The 16,751-nt window shown below is 55.6% G+C and carries 11 protein-coding genes; 6 read left to right on the top strand and 5 right to left on the bottom strand.

What is annotated here, in order from left to right:
• Positions 1-192: 192 nt before the first annotated feature.
• Both AC4FIC_RS13805 and AC4FIC_RS13800 read left to right on the top strand, forming a co-directional pair.
• Complete coding sequence (locus tag AC4FIC_RS13805; protein ID WP_476195129.1) at positions 193-1,281, top strand: phosphotransferase enzyme family protein; 1,089 nt, start codon at positions 193-195, stop codon at positions 1,279-1,281.
• A gap of 61 nt (positions 1,282-1,342) precedes the next feature.
• Complete coding sequence (locus tag AC4FIC_RS13800; protein WP_476195128.1) at positions 1,343-2,677, top strand: MATE family efflux transporter; 1,335 nt, start codon at positions 1,343-1,345, stop codon at positions 2,675-2,677.
• A 58-nt stretch (positions 2,678-2,735) separates the two neighbouring features.
• Here the strand turns inward: AC4FIC_RS13800 and AC4FIC_RS13795 are convergent, their stop codons facing one another.
• The 3 genes from AC4FIC_RS13795 to deoC are packed head-to-tail and all read right to left on the bottom strand — an operon-like array spanning position 2,736 to position 6,137.
• Positions 2,736-3,977 carry a phosphopentomutase gene (locus AC4FIC_RS13795; RefSeq protein ID WP_476195126.1) on the bottom strand — a complete coding sequence of 414 codons (1,242 nt, stop codon included), beginning with the start codon at positions 3,975-3,977 and terminating at the stop codon, positions 2,736-2,738.
• Positions 3,978-3,994: 17 nt separating this feature from the next.
• Complete coding sequence (gene deoA / locus AC4FIC_RS13790; protein WP_100257815.1) at positions 3,995-5,311, bottom strand: thymidine phosphorylase; 1,317 nt, start codon at positions 5,309-5,311, stop codon at positions 3,995-3,997.
• A gap of 22 nt (positions 5,312-5,333) precedes the next feature.
• Positions 5,334-6,137, bottom strand: a complete 804-nt coding sequence (gene deoC / locus AC4FIC_RS13785) for a deoxyribose-phosphate aldolase (RefSeq protein WP_273284293.1) — start codon at positions 6,135-6,137, stop codon at positions 5,334-5,336.
• A 313-nt stretch (positions 6,138-6,450) separates the two neighbouring features.
• Here deoC and AC4FIC_RS13780 point away from each other — a divergent pair, with 313 nt between their 5' ends.
• Positions 6,451-7,449, top strand: a complete 999-nt coding sequence (locus AC4FIC_RS13780; protein ID WP_100257813.1) for an ATP-binding protein — start codon at positions 6,451-6,453, stop codon at positions 7,447-7,449.
• 171 nt (positions 7,450-7,620) lie between these two features.
• Here AC4FIC_RS13780 and AC4FIC_RS13775 read toward each other — a convergent pair whose 3' ends face one another.
• Positions 7,621-10,539 (bottom strand): insulinase family protein, encoded by a 2,919-nt coding sequence (locus tag AC4FIC_RS13775; RefSeq protein WP_273284291.1) that lies wholly within the window; start codon positions 10,537-10,539, stop codon positions 7,621-7,623.
• A gap of 266 nt (positions 10,540-10,805) precedes the next feature.
• Between AC4FIC_RS13775 and AC4FIC_RS13770 the strand changes: the two genes are divergently transcribed.
• Complete coding sequence (locus AC4FIC_RS13770; protein ID WP_100257811.1) at positions 10,806-11,669, top strand: tetratricopeptide repeat protein; 864 nt, start codon at positions 10,806-10,808, stop codon at positions 11,667-11,669.
• 65 nt (positions 11,670-11,734) lie between these two features.
• Here AC4FIC_RS13770 and uvrA read toward each other — a convergent pair whose 3' ends face one another.
• A complete protein-coding gene (gene uvrA / locus AC4FIC_RS13765) occupies positions 11,735-14,563 on the bottom strand; it encodes an excinuclease ABC subunit UvrA (RefSeq protein WP_100257810.1) in 2,829 nt (942 codons plus the stop codon).
• 307 nt (positions 14,564-14,870) lie between these two features.
• Here uvrA and AC4FIC_RS13760 point away from each other — a divergent pair, with 307 nt between their 5' ends.
• Entirely contained in the window at positions 14,871-16,055 is a 1,185-nt protein-coding gene (locus AC4FIC_RS13760; protein WP_273284288.1) for an MFS transporter, read from the top strand.
• Positions 16,056-16,146: 91 nt separating this feature from the next.
• Positions 16,147-16,751: single-stranded DNA-binding protein (locus tag AC4FIC_RS13755; RefSeq protein WP_476451638.1), on the top strand; the 605-nt coding region annotated here is incomplete at its 3' end.

The raw sequence follows: 16,751 nt of genomic DNA, 5'->3' as shown, positions 1-16,751 counted from the left end.
CAGCCCTCAGCCCTCAGCCCTCAGCCCTCAACAGCTTTCGGTTGGTTGGCGCTACCTGGCGATGTGAGCTGCCGGGCCATTTTGGCTTCACCCGGATGTTGGAATTTATCGGTTTACCGGTAATTCCACTTGTACTCTGAGTCGCCATTTTTAAGAATGGTTTCTTTCCTTCTAGTAAAAGAGCAGTTACAGATGGCGGGTGAACCGGTACAACGGCGATTGCAGTACGTGTTGGAGCATTTTGGCAAGCGGCCGATTGAGAATGTCGTACTAAACTATTTCAGCCTAGCCAACGAGGTCTACACCATCACCACGCGCGAGGGGCAGTTCGTGGTGAAAAACTGTTTTAAAAACAACAGCCGGGAACTGGTCGCCAATGAGGCCGGGCTGATTCAGTTTCTCAACGACCATCAGGTGCCTTGCCCGAAGCTTATTCCGACGCTCAAGGGTGACTTGTTTTTAGAATACGACGGCCAATTTTATATTATGAACGAGTTCGTCGAGGGCTGGGTGCCTAAATGGCACGATACGCTCAGCGAGCAGCTGATGCATGAAACCATGCACGCCATGGCCGATTTTCATCGCGCCACCGAACACTTCAAGCCGCCGTTCGAGCCGAATCGCACGGCAGCCTTGGCCATCCCGGACGCTCGCCTATGGTTGCAAGCGTTGCAGCCGACCCTAGCGCAGGATTCAAGCCCTCGGCAATCGGTGCCGCAGATGCTCAGCATCGTTGATGAGCTGTTAGAACTTGCCGACAGTTTGCAGGCCCGCTTGGCAACGCGAGACTTGTCGGTGTTGAAAAAGGTGTTTATTCACGGCGATCTGCATTGTTTTAATCTGATCTTCAGTGCCGACCAGCAAGATTATCGGGCGATCCTCGATTTCGATTTTATCCGCGAGGACTATCGGCTGGTGGATTTTTTCTGGGCCACCCGGTCGATGGTTTGGGGGTATTGGTTTGAGGTGCTGCACGGCTTTTCGCCGCGTGCAAATGAGCACCGGATCACCGATGAACAGTTGCAAGCGGCAACCAGCCGGGCGCTGGCCTTTATGATCGACAGCTATCGTACTTACCATGACCTGCCGGACGCGGAAATCCGTTTGCTGCCGCTTTTTGCCGAGGCCCTGCCTTTTTATACGGTGCGCTTCTTTAAGCTGTCTAATAGTGAAGAGGAGTGCCTCGATCACGCTGGTTGGTTCCGCCATCAACTCGATAACATGGCGCAGACGGTGCGTCATCTGGATGTTGCGATCGAGCAGTTTTTGGCCCGCGACTGAGGTGCGGCGCGTCTGTCCCAGAGCCCTCGCTGCTCCCATTATCAGTCTGGCGGTGCCCATTATGATTCAAGGGGTGTTGATGAACCTGATGGGTTTTGTCGATGCTCTGATGATCGGTCAGTTGGGCGAAACCGCTATCGCGGCCTTGGGCAATGCCCAGCAGTTGGTGAGTTTTTTGTTTCTCTTGATGGCCGCGCTGTCGATCGGTGGCAGCGTGTTGATTGCCCAACAGCGTGGCGCGAAGAACCCCAGCGCTATTAATGACAGTGCGATGGCCATGGTGCAAATTGGGCTGCTTGCCGGTCTGCTGCTCGGGGCGCTGGTCTGGTTTTTCGCCGAGAGCCTGGTCGGGCTCTTGACCACCGATCTGTTTAGGGCGCCGGCATTGCGCTCCTCGGTGCCGCAGGTGGCGGCCACCTATCTGCACCTAATCGCCTTTGCCTTACCGGCAATGTTGTTATCTCAACTGCTCACTGGCGCCCTCAATGCTCTCGGTGATACGCGCACGCCGGTCAAGGTGGCGGTCAGTTTTAACCTGGTCAACTTTATTCTCAACTATGTGCTGATCTTCGGTCTGGGCTTTCCGGGTCTGTGGGCACCAGTCTTTAGCCCACTGGGTCTGGTCGGCGCAGCGCTGGCCACGCTGATTGCGGCCACAGGCCAGGCGATGGTGCTGTTTTGCCTGGCTCGGCGCCAGGACAACGGTCTTGACCTGTCATTGAAGCGTCTGTTCCGGGGCTATGGGGCGACGCTGAAAACGATTTTTCGGCTCGGCTACCCCAATACCATCGATGGTTTCTATTGGCAGGGCGCCCGGGTGTTCTACACGGTACTTATTAACAGTCTGGGCGCCATCGCCTATGCCGCCTATGCCATCGTGCGAACCTTAAAGACGCTCTTTATGTTGCCCATCGGCGGTTTGCAGACGGCGACGGCGGTGCGCATCGGGCAGTTGCTCGGTGCAGGCCAATTCCAGCGCGCCAAGGCGACGGCATGGATTGCCCTGTGGGTTGGCTTGGCGCTGATGACCGTGCCGGCGAGTCTCTTGATTGTCTTTGCCAAGCCGCTCTTGGCGCTGTACGCCATCACCCCAGAGACCGAACGCTTGGCCTATCTCTGCACCTGGGTTTTGGCCGGCTCGCTGTTTTTTACCGCGATCAACGCGGTAATACCCGGTCTGTTGCGGGCCGGGGGCGATGCCGCCGCGGTGATGCACATTACCTTGCTCAGCTTTACCCTCTGTGGTGCGCCCCTGGCCTGGTTGCTGGGGGTCTATGGGCAGCTCGGGCTGGTGGGTGCGTTTGTCGGTATCTCCCTGGAGGAGGTGTTTAAGTCGGCGCTCTTTGTGCGCCGAATGCGTCAATATCGATGGTTAAATCAGCTGGCGACAGGTTGATCAAGACGGCCGCCCAAGGCGCGCCGTCGTCTCGATCCGAGACCGCCTTATGGTTGGCTTAGGCCGACAGCGGGGTCATCTGGCCGAGAAAGCTGGTGCCATAGTCCATGGCCTCCAGATCCAGATAGTCGGCGACGGTCTGGCCTATATCGGCAAACGAATGGCGCAGGCCCAGGTTGACCGGCTCACGGTTCTTGCAGTACACCAGCACGGGTATATGTTCGCGGGTATGGTCCGAACCCGGCCAGCTCGGATCACAACCGTGATCGGCGGTGAAGATCAGCAGGTCGTCCGGACCGACTGCGCTGAGCAGTTCGGGTAGGCGGGTATCGAAGTATTCCAGGGCTGCGGCATAGCCGGCGACATCGCGCCGATGACCGTAACTGGAATCGAAGTCGACAAAGTTGGTAAAGACTAGGCTGCGGTCCGCGGCCGTGTCTATTACCGCTAAGGTCTTGTCGAACAGGGCCGCCAAACCATTGGCCTTGTGTTTTTCGGTGATGCCGATATGGGCATAGATATCGGCGATCTTGCCGATGGAAATTACCTCGCCATCCGCCTCTTTCAGCTTTTGCAGCACGGTCTTAGAAGGCGGCGCCACGGCCAGATCCTTGCGATTACCAGTGCGCTCAAAGTGTGCCGCATCGGCGCCGATAAAGGGTCGGGCAATCACTCGACCGATATTGTATTCGTTGACCAGTTCGCGCGCGATCGCACACAGCTCATAGAGCCGCTCGAGCCCGAAGCTGTCCTCATGGCAGGCGATCTGGAACACGCTGTCGCCAGAGGTATAGATAATGGGTTTGCCGCTGCGCATATGCTCTTCACCCAGCTCGCTCAATATCTCGGTGCCGGAGGCGTGGCAGTTACCCAGTATGCCGGGGACTTGGGCGCGGTCAATAAAGTCTTGCACCAAACTGTCCGGGAAAGACTGGGTTTTGTCGTGGAAGTAACCCCATTCGAATAACACCGGCACGCCGGCAATCTCCCAATGGCCGCTGGGCGTATCCTTACCGCTCGATAACTCTTCGGCATAGCCATAGCTGGCAATAGGCTGGCTTGCCTGCGCCATGCCTTGTGGTACCTCGCCTTGGCTGCTCTGCGTGGCGGCATTGACCAGACCCAGACGGGTCAGGTTGGGCAACGTCAATGGGCCCGAGCGCTTAATATCCGCCTTGCCCTGTGCGCAATATTGGGCGATATGACCCAAGGTATTGGCGCCCACATCGCCGAATTTTACGGCATCTTGCGACGCCCCGATGCCGAAAGAATCCAGCACCATAATATGCACTCGTTTCATCGCGTTTAAAGCTCCTGTCAGGCGCGGATAATCTCATAGACCGCCGGTATCGATTCCGGTGCCTGATCCGCTAGGGTGAAGGCGTTGAGTAGCTGTTCTTGAACGGCGTTAAACTGCGCGGCGTTCTGCACATGAACGTAGAGCAATGGCTCGCCGGCTTGAACCGATTCGCCCAATTTCACAATCCGGTCGAGGCCCACGGCGTGGTCAATTTTTTGGTCGGCGCGGGACCGACCGCCGCCTAACTGTACCACAGCCAGGCCCAATTCTCGGGTCTTGATATGGCTCACAAAGCCAGAGCGGGTCGCTAAAATCGGCTGTACCAGGGGCGCGGCGGTCAGGTAGTGGTCCATGCGCTCGACAAAATCGGCCGGGCCGCCCAAGGCATGTACCATCTGCGCGAATTTCGCCAAGGCCTGGCCATTGTCGAGGACGTCTTGCAGCATCGTGAGCGCCGCCGCTTGAGAGTCAGCCAGTTTGGCGGCACAGAGCATTTCTGCACAGAGCGCCAGGGTGACCTCATGCAACACCGGATCGCGGCGCACACCCTTGAGATAATCGACCGCCTCGCGGACCTCCAGGGCATTGCCGGCGGATCGCGCCAGCACCTGATTCATATCGGTGAGGATAGCGGTAGTGGCCGTGCCGGCGCCATTGGCGACCTGGACGATGCTTTCAGCCAGGGCCTTACTGTCGGCATAGCTGGGCATAAAGGCACCATCACCAACCTTGACGTCCATCACTAGGGCATCCAAGCCGGCGGCGAGTTTCTTCGACAGAATCGAACCGGTGATCAGATCAATGCTTTCAACCGTGGCGGTAATATCTCGCACGCCATAGAAGCGCTTATCCGCTGGGGCCAAATTGCCGGTTTGGCCGATAATTGCGACGCCAATATCATCGACGATCTGCTTGAATTTTTCCGGGCTGGGGTAGGGGTCGTAACCGGGAATGCTCTCAAACTTATCGAGCGTGCCGCCGGTATGGCCCAGGCCGCGCCCGGAAATCATCGGCACATAGCCGCCACAGGCGGCGACCATCGGACCCAGCATCAGGCTAACGACATCGCCGACCCCGCCGGTGCTGTGTTTGTCGACGATTGGCCCTTTGGCGTTCGGCCAGCTCATCACGCTACCGGAGTCGCGCATCGCCAGCGTTAGCGCAACCCGTTCGGCCAGTGTCATATGCTTAAAATAGACGGCCATGGCAAAGGCGCCAATCTGGCCTTCGGTCACGTACTCGTCGCGAATACCGTTTACAAACCATTGGATCTCGGCCTCACTCAGCTCGCCCCCATTGCGTTTTTTACGAATAATCTCTTGCGGTAAAAACATGGCCTGTACTCCGGGCAACGTATTAATAGGGGCGATCTGATTTAGCTTGGCTGACGGCCTCGCCGTTGTTCTGAGCCGCTGGCGCATGACCGAGGGTCTGGAGCAGGCTGGCCAGCAAGCTGCTGGCGCCGAAGCGGAAGGTTTTCGGGGTCACCCAGTCGGCGCCCAATATTTGCGCTGCCAGGCTCAGGTAGCGCTCGGCATCGGCGACATTGCGGACCCCGCCCGCGGCCTTGAAGCCAACCGCTCGCCCGCTGTCTTTGATCGCTTGAAGCATAATCTCAGCGGCTTCTGGCGTGGCGTTGATGGCGACCTTGCCGGTACTGGTTTTAATAAAGTCGGCGCCGGCTTCAATTGCCAGCTCGGCGGCTCGGCGGATCCATTCGGGTGTGGCCAGCTCACCGCTTTCGATAATAACCTTGAGCAATACCGCTGGGCCGCAGACCCCTTTGCATTGGCTGACCATTTGCCGGCCGACATCGGCATCGCCGGCCATAAGGGCCCTATAGGGAAACACCAGGTCGACCTCATCGGCTCCGGCGGCAACGGCGGCACGGGTTTCGGCCAGCGCGCTGGCAAGGTCGGCATTACCGTGTGGGAAATTGGTAACGGTGGCGACCTTGACCTGGGTGAGTTTCAGTTGCGCCAAGGTCTTGCGGGCCGGGTTGATAAAGGCCGGATAGACACACACCGCGGCGGGAGAACCCTCGGGCGTTTGCGCCTGGTGACAAAGTTGGCCGATGGTCGCTGCGGTGTCATCATCGTTCAGCGAGGTAAGATCCATCAGTGACAGGGCTAAACGGGCAGTCTGGAGTTGAGATGTCATTAACTTGTCCAAGTGGTCAATTTCGCACTATTCTAGGTGCTTCGCGTCCTTAACTCAATGGTGTAGATCGACTGCGGAAAAAAATAAGCCATTTGCGCGGCGCCAAGGGCCCTCACAGGTTGATTTTAGAGCGCTTTAGCGAAATCTTCGTGGCGCGATGGTATAAATGATCACTTTTTTCTATATTCATGGCCCATATAGGCATTCGTTTGGTAGAGTGACTGCTAAAGTGTGTCCTAATCTGGCAAACTGTCGCGTTAAAGTAAGAATCGATTAAAGTCATTCAGTTGACCTATTACATGGAGAGCAGTGGGTGAATCCTCGAACCCGTTTAAAACAGTTATTGTTGGCGAGCCTGGTTATTTGGCTGGGCGTCGGATCCTTAGTTGGCTACATAACTTTTGATAAGTTTATTCCGCTGATCTGGGCGGGCCTAATCGGCGGTATTTTCATTGCCGGCCTGACCAGTATGTTGGCCCTGAATCAGAGCCAGATGGAGGTGGCCGAATCTAATCGAAGCCACAGCCGCACCAAGCGTCAGGTGCAGGAACAGCAATTGAAATTGGACCGTTTGGAATACGACGGTAAGAAAGCCAGCGAATTACGCCGCATCGTGCTCAATTCCACCCAGGAAAAGGATCATTCGCTGCGCAATATGGCCGCCGCATTGGATCACGCCATGGATGAAATTATAGAACTGACCGACCACCAGGGTGCCGACACCTTGGCTGTCATCCGCACTCGTGCCGAAGGGATGAAGCGTTACGCCGCGGATTTGCAAGCCTTGGCCCAGTTACAATTGCGCTCCGAGTTACCGAATTATCAGGAACTCGACTTCCTCGGTGAGTTGAATCTATTGGTCGATGACTGGATCTCATTGGGTAAGATTCGCGGGGTTAAGCTAAAGCTGGATAATCCGGAAGACCAGATGCCGGTGATGTCCGATCCGAACTGGTTAAAAAATCTGCTCTCACGTATTGTGCAGTCGTTGATCCGCATGAACGAAGATTCTACGCTTAACATCAGCCTAATCGGTTATTTGGATGCGGCCTTGGGCGACTCGTTACGAATTAACTTCACCATTGACGGACGGCAGTTTAAGCCCGATCAACTGAAGCATATTATGACCGAGTATATCTCTATTATCGAACACGGTCAGGAAGTCGGCCCGGGCCTAACCTATGTGGTCACGCGCCGCTTGGCGCAGATGTTGAACGGCTATGTCGAGGTGACCAATACTGGCAACGGTGTGAACGTGCTAGTGGTATTGCCGCGTAATCCTCAGCCGCAAGAGAAAGAAGACTTCAGGTAAGCCCGCTAAATATCCGAATAGGTTGGGCAACGCCAGTTGTCTAGCCGGTCGGTCTAGTCGGAGCCAGGGCGCATCTGCCGCCCTTTTTTTTGGCGCGGTTCAACCCCGCCCCCAATTCTATTGTTACTTGCTACTTCCGCCATCTACCATCTACCTTCTAGGTTCTACTGCCTAATCGCTAATGTTATTGAAGGTCGGTGTGATCCACTCAATATCGTCTGGCCAAGCCTTTGGTTGTTCCAGCGGATATTTGCCAACGATGTTTTGCGCATGGTCGGTATAGTCGTCGGCCATGTTCACGCCGACCTGATGCAAGGTCAGCGAGCGGGTCGCGTCGCCGAGAATGCGGATATCATAGAAGCGTCGAAAACCTTCCAGACTGATCTTCTCAACTTCAGCAGCAATGCGCGCCCGGGTATTGAAGTTATGGTTGCCGTCCTGAATGTTTTGCCAATAGCGGCTGCTCAAGGCAAAGAGGTTTTTGTCTGGTTCGGTCAATCCGGTCATCAGGCCCCGCTTGTAGGCTTCGAAACTCAGTTCGTTCATATTGGCTAACTGCTGGGCAAAACGGCTTAAGAAACGGTTCGAATAGAGTTGCACCATGGCCGCGTCGGTACTTGGCGACTGCACATAAAGTAGCAGTGCCGGCAGGCCATCTATCGGATAGGCCCGTGCTAAGACTATATAACCCAGCTGTTCGCGGGTACGCAGATCGGCAAAGTAGGGCGCGCTCATGGTTTCCGCTAACAGCGCATAGAGTGCGCGCTCACGCAGACTGCTGTTGTCGCCCTGATACAGTTCCAGCATGGCTGAATCGGCGTGATCAATATTGACCCGGGCCAAAAAATCGCGCGCCGGCAGCTTGGCGATGGCCCGTCCGGCCGCTTGAGTGCCGCCCTGGGGGATGATTCTGTCGATGCGCTGAGCCAGAACCTTGGCCTGATCGGCGAGGATATTGCCGTGCACCAACAGTTCCAATCGACTGCTCGCTAGCCACTCATTGCGCGCAATCAGCAGACTATCTGGGGTCAAGGTCTGCGCAGCTGCCGATTGCTCAGCGACTGAGAAACTGTTAGCCGTGAGCCATTCATTTAGTTGGCGGATCATCTGACTGATCACCGGATCTTCCGAGCGATTGCGCAGCGCCCGCAGGGTTTCCTCTTTTTTGATGGCAAAACGCTCTGGACTGATGCGGTGCTCGGTTAGTTCCAGAATAAGGGTGTCGAGCAATAGGTGTAACTTGTCCTGATAGCCATAGAGCCGAACTTGGATGCCATTATCCACTAAGGCTATGCCATAACCGGATCCAGCCAGGCCAGCCTCATAGCGAACCTCATTGAGCGCGTCGTTGACCAGATCGAGATACAGCGCCGTGGCCATCGCCTGGCTGGCCGATACGTTGGCGTAGTTGGTTTCCAGCAACAGGTGAATGTCGACCTTGGGCGTGTAAAAGGCATCATCTTGTTCAAACCACAGGGTTTTACCGCTGTCCTGCAACAGGATTTGGGGTGTACTGCGGTACAGTGCAGAGGCGACCTTTTGTGCCGGTTGGACATTGAACTGGGTCGGTACAAAGGGGTTAGCATTCGGTAAGGCCAAGCCAGGCGCTTGATTCGGTGTGCGCCATCGGGCAACGGTGGCACCGGCCAATTGTTCGCTGCGATAGGGCGTCTGGTAATATTGACTCTTAACCAGGGTTTTGGCGTCCGGCCGGACCAGAATGACCAGAGCATTGTCGGGTATTAGGGCCGATAAGACCTGTTCAATCGCCGCTGGCGTAAAGTCCGCCAACCGGTAGGGACCCGAGAGCACCTGGGCCGCCGGATAATAACGCTGATTCTCGGCCAGAGCCACCGCAGTCGAACTGGGCCCAACCTTTTCCGCGAATTGAAAGGCCAGCTCATTGATGTTTTTCTGCTCGTCAAAAATCCACTCTTGAATCCCGGCCTGACGAATCAATTCGATATGGCTGAATAGCAGCTCGGTGACCGCTTGCCAATTGGCTAGGCCGTCCGGGGTGAGGTCGATCTGGACATCAAAGGTGGTGTTGGCATGAGTTATACCGCCGCTGCTGGCGGACAGGTTTTCCGCCCAGCCCTTAGCTTTCAGAACCGACAAGAGCGAACCGGTGGATTCATGGCCGAGTAGGTGGCCGACGTATTGGTTGGGTTTGCTCGCCAACTGCCCAGCCGTGCCGGGGATGGGAAAGCGCAGTTCCAGACGTCGCATCTCGCGGCGTGGCTCGATCGTGACCAATAGAGGCAGTTGCACTGGATCAAACAGCGGCACATCGTAGTTGAGCTTTGGCGCTTGCTGGGCCCGAACACCGGCAAAGTAGTCTATGGCCCAAGACTCCAAGGTGTTGATATCTTGGGGGCCATATATGGCTAAGGCCATATTGGCCGCGACATAATGCTGCCGATAGAAGGTGCGTAATCGAGTGGTCATCTCCGGCGATGTCAGAGTAGACAGGTTGCCAATAGCCAAGCGCGATGCCGGATGACCGGCGTCGGTTAGTTCGCGCATGACATCTTCAATCCGACGTTCGTCATTCTGTAACGAGGCGGTGAACTCGGAATTGACGGCATTGCGCTCACGCTCGGTAAAGCCCGCATCGAACAGTGGTGCAATAAAAAATTGCGCGAAACGATCGAGCGCGGGCTCCAGTTGCAAGCCATTGATGTCGAAGTGATAGAGGGTATTGGTGTTGCTCGTGTAGGCGTTATCGCTGCCGCCGTTCTGTTCAATAAAGGTTTGATAGCCATCGACTTCGGGAAACTTCTCGGTCCCGAGAAACAGCATGTGTTCCAAAAAATGCGCCAGGCCGGGAATGTCGGAAGGATTGGCCCACGAGCCGGAGAAAACATTTAGGGCCGCGGCGGCCTTGTCGCTACTGGGATCGGACACCAGGACAACAGACAGACCGTTGTTCAGAGTCAGGGTTTTAAAAATTCGTGCTTCACTGGCGCTGACGTCAATATTGGAGGGATTCGACTCCACCGAGCCCGGGGATTGGATCCAGAATATGCCGGTACCAGCCAGTACGACTGTCACGGTTACGGCGAGGGCTAGGATGACGCCGCGCTTCATGGTTAACTCCGGTTGTGTAAGTGAATAACGACCTAGTTTACCGGTGAGCCAATCGATGCACCAGCTTAGGGGTTGTCGAAAACCGTTTTAATTCAATCGCCACGGTGCGCAGGGTACTTAGGCTCCGCGGTCTTGTCATTGCCAAGCCGTGACATCAGGCTTTTTATCGGTCTTGGCGATTTCTAAGGCTCCTAGGTCTTGTTCCTCGTCTATTTGGCCCTTATATTCACCCCAATATTAAAAGCGTGTGAAAACCTGAGGTCGCTATGAATACAACAAATACTATTGTCGCTGTAACCGCCGATAATTTTCAGCATATTATGGTCGAGCAGTCGCAACAGCAGCTGGTCGTGCTCGATTTTTGGGCCCAATGGAGCGAGCCCTCTAAGGCTCTAAGCCCTATTCTGGAAAAACTGGCGCTTGAATACGCCGGTCAATTTCTGCTCGGCAAGGTCAACACCGACGAACAGCAGGCGCTGGTGGCTCAGTTTGGTGTGCGCAGTTTGCCCGCGGTGGTCTTTGTGAAAGACGGACAGCCGATCGATGGCTTTATGGGCGGTGAATCGGAGCGCGTCATTCGTGAGCGCTTACTTACTCATTTGCCCGCGCCATGGCAGGTTGATGTCGAACAAGCTCAAGCTTTGTTGCAGGCAGGACGGTTCGACGAGGCACTGACCCTGGCCTATAGCGCCTATAGTTTGAGTGATGAGGATTTTAATATTGGCTTGCTGATGGCGGATTGTTATCTGCAGTTAAAACGCGTCAAAGAGGCCCAGACGGTCTTGGTTAAGGCGACCTTGGAACAACGCCTAAGCCCATACTGGGTCGCGCTGGAGGCCCGCCTCGATCTGATGTTGCAGGCCGCCGACAGCCCGGAAATCGTCGCGTTACAACAGGCCTTAGCCGCCGATGCGGATAATCTTGAATTGAAATACAGCTTGGCCCTGCAGTATAGCCAGCATGAGCGGGTCGAAGATGCCTTGCAGGCGGTGTTGGAGGTGTTGCAAAAGGATAAGCAGTTTCACGACGGGGGTGCTCGTAAAACCATGTTGGATTTACTGCAAAGCCTGGGCAAGGGCGACCCTCTAGCGGCTCAATACCAGCGCAAACTCTTTACCCTGCTCTACTGAGCAGGATAAAGGGGACAGGCAGTGAACCGGTTAGGCCACCCTTGGGGGCAGCCCAGCCAGCCTAGCTAAGGTCGATCCAATTGAATCTTAAGATAGCTACCGGTGACCGAGCCCTTATCGACAGCCAGCTGCTCTGGCGTGCCACTGGCGACAATCTTACCGCCGCGCACGCCGCCTTCAGGACCCAAATCGATCACCCAATCGGCGGTTTTCACCACATCCAGATTATGCTCGATCACCACGACCGTATTGCCGTTGTCGCGTAACCGATGCAACACCTCTAAGAGTTGCTTAATATCCTGAAAGTGCAGACCGGTGGTCGGCTCATCGAGAATATAGAGGGTGCTGCCGGTATCGCGCTTGGACAGTTCGCGCGCCAACTTAACGCGTTGGGCCTCGCCGCCCGAGAGGGTGGTCGCGCTTTGGCCCAGCTTGACGTAAGACAGACCGACATCGGTCAGGGTTTGCAATTTGCGGTAAAGAGCTGGGATGGCCTCGAAAAAGAGCAAGGCATCCTCGATGGTCATATCCAAGACTTGGTGGATATTTTTCGATTTATATCGAATCTCCAGTGTTTCACGGTTGTAGCGCTTGCCGGTGCAAATATCGCAAGGCACATAGATGTCCGCTAGGAAATGCATTTCGACCTTGATCAGGCCGTCGCCCTGGCAGGCCTCACAGCGCCCTCCCTTAACGTTAAAGCTGAATCGGCCCGGTGCATAGCCGCGCGATCGAGCCTCTTGGGTGCCGGAGAAGAGATCTCGGATGGCGGTGAAAATACCGGTATAGGTCGCCGGATTGGAACGCGGCGTGCGTCCGATCGGGCTCTGGTCTATATCGACCACCTTGTCATAGTAATCCAAGCCTTCGATCGCTTTATAGGGTGCGGCCGTCAGGGTGGTGGCATTGTTCAGCGCGGTAGCAGCCAGTGGATAGAGCGTCTGGTTGATCAGCGTGGACTTGCCCGAACCGGATACACCGGTAATGCAGGTAAAGAGGCCAACCGGGATATGCAAATCGACGTTTTGCAGATTGTTGCCGGTCGCGCCGCGCACGGTCAACTGCCGGGTGGGATCGTTTACCGCGCGCTCGGTCGGTATTTCGATACGTTTTTTGCCGCTCAAGTATTGCCCGGTGAGTGAGTTTTTATTCTTCATAACCTGTTCCGGCGTGCCATAGGCGATGATTTCACCCCCATGTACGCCCGCGCCCGGGCCGATATCGAGGACCCAATCGGCCATCTTGATGGCGTCTTCATCGTGTTCAACGACAATCACCGAGTTGCCCATATCGCGCAGATCGGTCAGAGTTTTTAGTAAGCGATCGTTATCGCGCTGATGCAGACCGATCGAGGGTTCGTCAAGAATATACATCACCCCGACCAGGCCAGCACCAATTTGGCTGGCCAAGCGAATGCGTTGGGTTTCTCCACCGGACAGGGTGTCGGCGCTGCGGTTGAGGGTAAGGTAGTCGAGTCCGACGTTCTCTAAAAAGGTGAGCCGTTGAACGATTTCGCGCATGATTTTTTCGGAGATTTGCGCCCGATTGCCGGTCAACTGAAGCTTTTTATAGTAGAGCACCGCATCGGAGATCGACATATGGGTGATTTCCGGCAGCGTTACGCCGTCAATAAAGACGTTGCGCGCGCTTTCTTTGAGTCGACTGCCGTTGCAGCTTGGGCAATGTTGCTCGGCCAAAAACTTGCCCAGCTCCTCGCGCACCGAACCGCTGTCGGTCTCGCGGTAGCGCCGATCCATATTGGGGATAATGCCTTCAAAGGTGTGCTTGCGGTTGTAGATGGCGCCCCGGCTGTTGACATAATTGAAGTCAATTTCGACATCGCCGCTGCCTTCCAAAACCGTCTTCTGGAATTTTTTCGGTAAGCTGTCGAACGGCTTTTCGATATCGACCTTAAAATGACTCGCCAAGGACGTGAGCTGGCTATAGTAGTACACCGAGCGCCGGTCCCAGCCGGATACCGCGCCTTCAGCGAGGGTCAGGCTGGTGTCCCGAACCACTTTCGCGCGATCAAAATATTGTTTCAGCCCGAGTCCGTCGCATTCCTCACAAGCCCCGGCCGGGTTATTGAAAGAAAACATGCGCGGTTCCAGTTCGGTAATGGAATAACCGCAGACCGGACAGGCAAATTTATTGGAAAATAACAGCGTCTCGCCATCACCGTCCATCCAGGCAACTTGGGCGATGCCACCGGATAGGGTCAGGCAGGTCTCAAACGATTCCGCCAGACGCAGCTGCAGGTCATCTCGCACCTTGAAGCGGTCGACCACGGTTTCGATTGAATGCTTCTTGCGCTTGTCCAGCGCCGGCACCTCATCCAGATCCATGATCGTGCCGTCAACCCGCACGCGCACAAAGCCCTGGGCCTTCAATTCGTTAAAAATATGCAGGTGCTCGCCCTTACGATCACGGATCAGCGGGGCGAGCATCATCAGCTTGCTGCCGGCCGGCAAGGCCAACACCTGGTCAACCATTTGGCTGACGGTTTGGGCTTCCAGCGGTTCGCCGTGCTGTGGGCAGCGCGGTTCGCCGACTCGGGCAAATAAGAGTCTGAGATAGTCGTAGATTTCGGTGGTCGTGCCGACCGTTGAGCGCGGATTGTGGCTCGTGGTCTTTTGCTCAATGGAAATTGCCGGTGACAAGCCCTCGATGTGATCGACATCGGGTTTTTCCATCATCGATAGAAACTGTCGCGCATAAGTCGACAACGACTCGACATAGCGTCGCTGGCCTTCCGCATAGAGAGTATCGAACGCCAAGGAGGATTTACCAGAGCCCGACAGACCGGTAATAACCACCAGTTTGTCACGCGGGATATCGATAGAGATGTTTTTTAGGTTATGGGTACGAGCCCCTTGGACGGAAATTATGTCCATGTAATCCTCAATGTTGGCAAAAGCAAAAGCTCAAAGAAAGCATAAATTGGTTAAAAAATCCAGCCCGGCGTGGGGTTGTGTTGCCCGTTAACTCTGGCCTGGCCGCAATGGGGCTAGGCCGCAGGACGGTTATCGAGGTGATCGGGTCCTGGCCGACACTGGATCTGAGCAGGACCAAAAAAACGATCCCAGTCTGCTGTTCGGATGTACAGTTTGCAACGTTTTTTTTAGTCTTTTTCTTTACTAGGGCAAGGGGGCGCGCATCTGTTAGAATTCGCGTTTTTCCAGCCATAAGATTTAACGGTCTATGTCACTGAATAATCTGGAACGCAGGGCCCTAATTGGTCTGGCGATGCTTTACGCGACCCGAATGCTCGGCCTGTTTATGGTGTTGCCGGTGCTGTCGCTTTATGGCTTGGATCTGGAGGGTGCAAATAGCGCCAACCTCGGTCTGGCTTTGGGCATCTATGGCATTACTCAGGCGGTGTTGCAGATTCCCTTTGGCGCGGCTTCGGACCGCTTCGGTCGTAAGCCGATGATCCTTATTGGCTTACTGGTGTTTTGCCTGGGCAGCGTGATCGCAGCCTTGTCTGATAACGTTATCGGCCTGGTTGTCGGTCGAGCTCTGCAGGGCTCCGGCGCTATTTCCAGTGTGGTTTTGGCCCTGCTAGCCGACTATACCCGGGAGACCGAACGGTCCAAGGCGATGGCGGTAATCGGTGCAGTGATCGGTGGCTCTTTTGTCTTGGCAGTGATGTTAGGGCCTTGGATTGCAAAGTTGGCCGGTCTTAACGGCCTGTTCTGGTTTACCGCCTGCTTGGCTCTGCTGGGTCTGCTGGTGGTCTACCTACTGCCGCCGGTGCCGCCGCTTCAACAGCATCCGGAGCGTCAGGTGCGCGGCGACCTGGTTAAGACGGTCTTCGCCGATAGCAATGTATTGATTCTCAGTTTGGGGATCTTCTTCTTGCATATGACCATGACGGCCCTGTTTGTCGCCTTACCGGTGATACTGGTTGCGCGCGGTTTTGTCGCAGCAGAACTGGGCAGCATCTATGCCCCGGTGATGATTTTGGCCTTTCTCGGCATGGCGCCGATGATGATGGCCGCGGAAAAACGCAGCGCCCATATCCGCTACTTGCGCTTTGCCGCCAGTTTTATATTTGTCGCGCTGTTGGCCATAGGCCTTGTGCCCAGCGGCGCGGCGACGGCAATGTCGCTGTTGTTGTTTTTTGTTGGCTTCAATTTCATCGAGGCCACCTTACCGTCGCTCTTGAGTCGTAAGGTGGATCCGAGCCGGCGAGGTACCGCCATGGGCGTGTTTGCTACCGCGCAGTTTCTCGGTGCGGCGCTGGGTGGTATCGCGGGTGGGCTATTATTTGTCGATCAAAACATCGGCCTAATTGTCGCGCTGGGCATCGGCGCACAATTAATTTGGATTGTACTCTTAACGGTCGTTAAGCCGGTCATCAAAGCAGACGCTAAGACGGCCTAGGCCCCTCTGCAGTGAAATGCCCAGGGGCTTGAATTTGCGGCTTAACTAATAGATAGTTTATGAATTAGAACCACGGTAAATAGGAATTGTTATGGCTAAAGGTACAGTAAACAGGGTTATTATTCTCGGTCGTTTGGGTCAGGACCCAGAAGCCCGTTCAACGGCCAATGGCACCCAAGTGGTGAATTTGAACGTTGCCACCAATGAGTTGGGCCGTGCGGATGAGCAGGGCAATCGCCCAGATCTCACCGAATGGCACCGCATCGTGTTGTTTGGTCGGATGGCTGAAAATGCGGCGCAGTATTTGAAGAAGGGTTCTCAGGTTTACATCGAGGGCCGAGTGCAAACGCGTAAATGGCAGGACCAGAGCGGCCAAGACCGTTACTCAACCGACATCATCGCCAACGATATGCAGTTTATCGGTGGCGGCGGTGGCGGTCAGGGCGGCGGGCAGCAGGGTTCCGGTGGCAATTACAATCAGGCGCCACAAGGTGGTGGTTTTACCCAGCAACCGGCGGCACCGGCCAGTAACTATAATCAGCCGCAGCAGGGTGGCTATAACCAATCGCAGCAGGGTGGCTATAACCAACCGGCCCAGGGCGGTCAGGCGCCGGCCCCAGCGCAATCATCTCGGCAAGCACCACCGCCAGCCCCGAGTCAGCCAGCGCCACCGGCGCCGGGTTTTGATGACTTTGA

The organism is Reinekea sp. (genome assembly GCF_982785585.1).
The sequence above is the reverse complement of the archived record's forward strand: the minus strand, read 5'-3'. Positions and strand labels throughout refer to the sequence as shown.

Bases quoted from the DNA above. Each gene is read 5' to 3' on its own strand.
- AC4FIC_RS13805 (WP_476195129.1), top strand. From the start codon at position 193: ATGGCGGGTGAACCGGTACAACGGCGATTGCAGTACGTGTTGGAGCAT.
- AC4FIC_RS13800 (WP_476195128.1), top strand. From the start codon at position 1,343: ATGATTCAAGGGGTGTTGATGAACCTGATGGGTTTTGTCGATGCTCTG.
- AC4FIC_RS13795 (WP_476195126.1), bottom strand. From the start codon at position 3,977: ATGAAACGAGTGCATATTATGGTGCTGGATTCTTTCGGCATCGGGGCG.
- deoA (WP_100257815.1), bottom strand. From the start codon at position 5,311: ATGTTTTTACCGCAAGAGATTATTCGTAAAAAACGCAATGGGGGCGAG.
- deoC (WP_273284293.1), bottom strand. From the start codon at position 6,137: ATGACATCTCAACTCCAGACTGCCCGTTTAGCCCTGTCACTGATGGAT.
- AC4FIC_RS13775 (WP_273284291.1), bottom strand. From the start codon at position 10,539: ATGAAGCGCGGCGTCATCCTAGCCCTCGCCGTAACCGTGACAGTCGTA.
- AC4FIC_RS13770 (WP_100257811.1), top strand. From the start codon at position 10,806: ATGAATACAACAAATACTATTGTCGCTGTAACCGCCGATAATTTTCAG.
- uvrA (WP_100257810.1), bottom strand. From the start codon at position 14,563: ATGGACATAATTTCCGTCCAAGGGGCTCGTACCCATAACCTAAAAAAC.
- AC4FIC_RS13760 (WP_273284288.1), top strand. From the start codon at position 14,871: ATGTCACTGAATAATCTGGAACGCAGGGCCCTAATTGGTCTGGCGATG.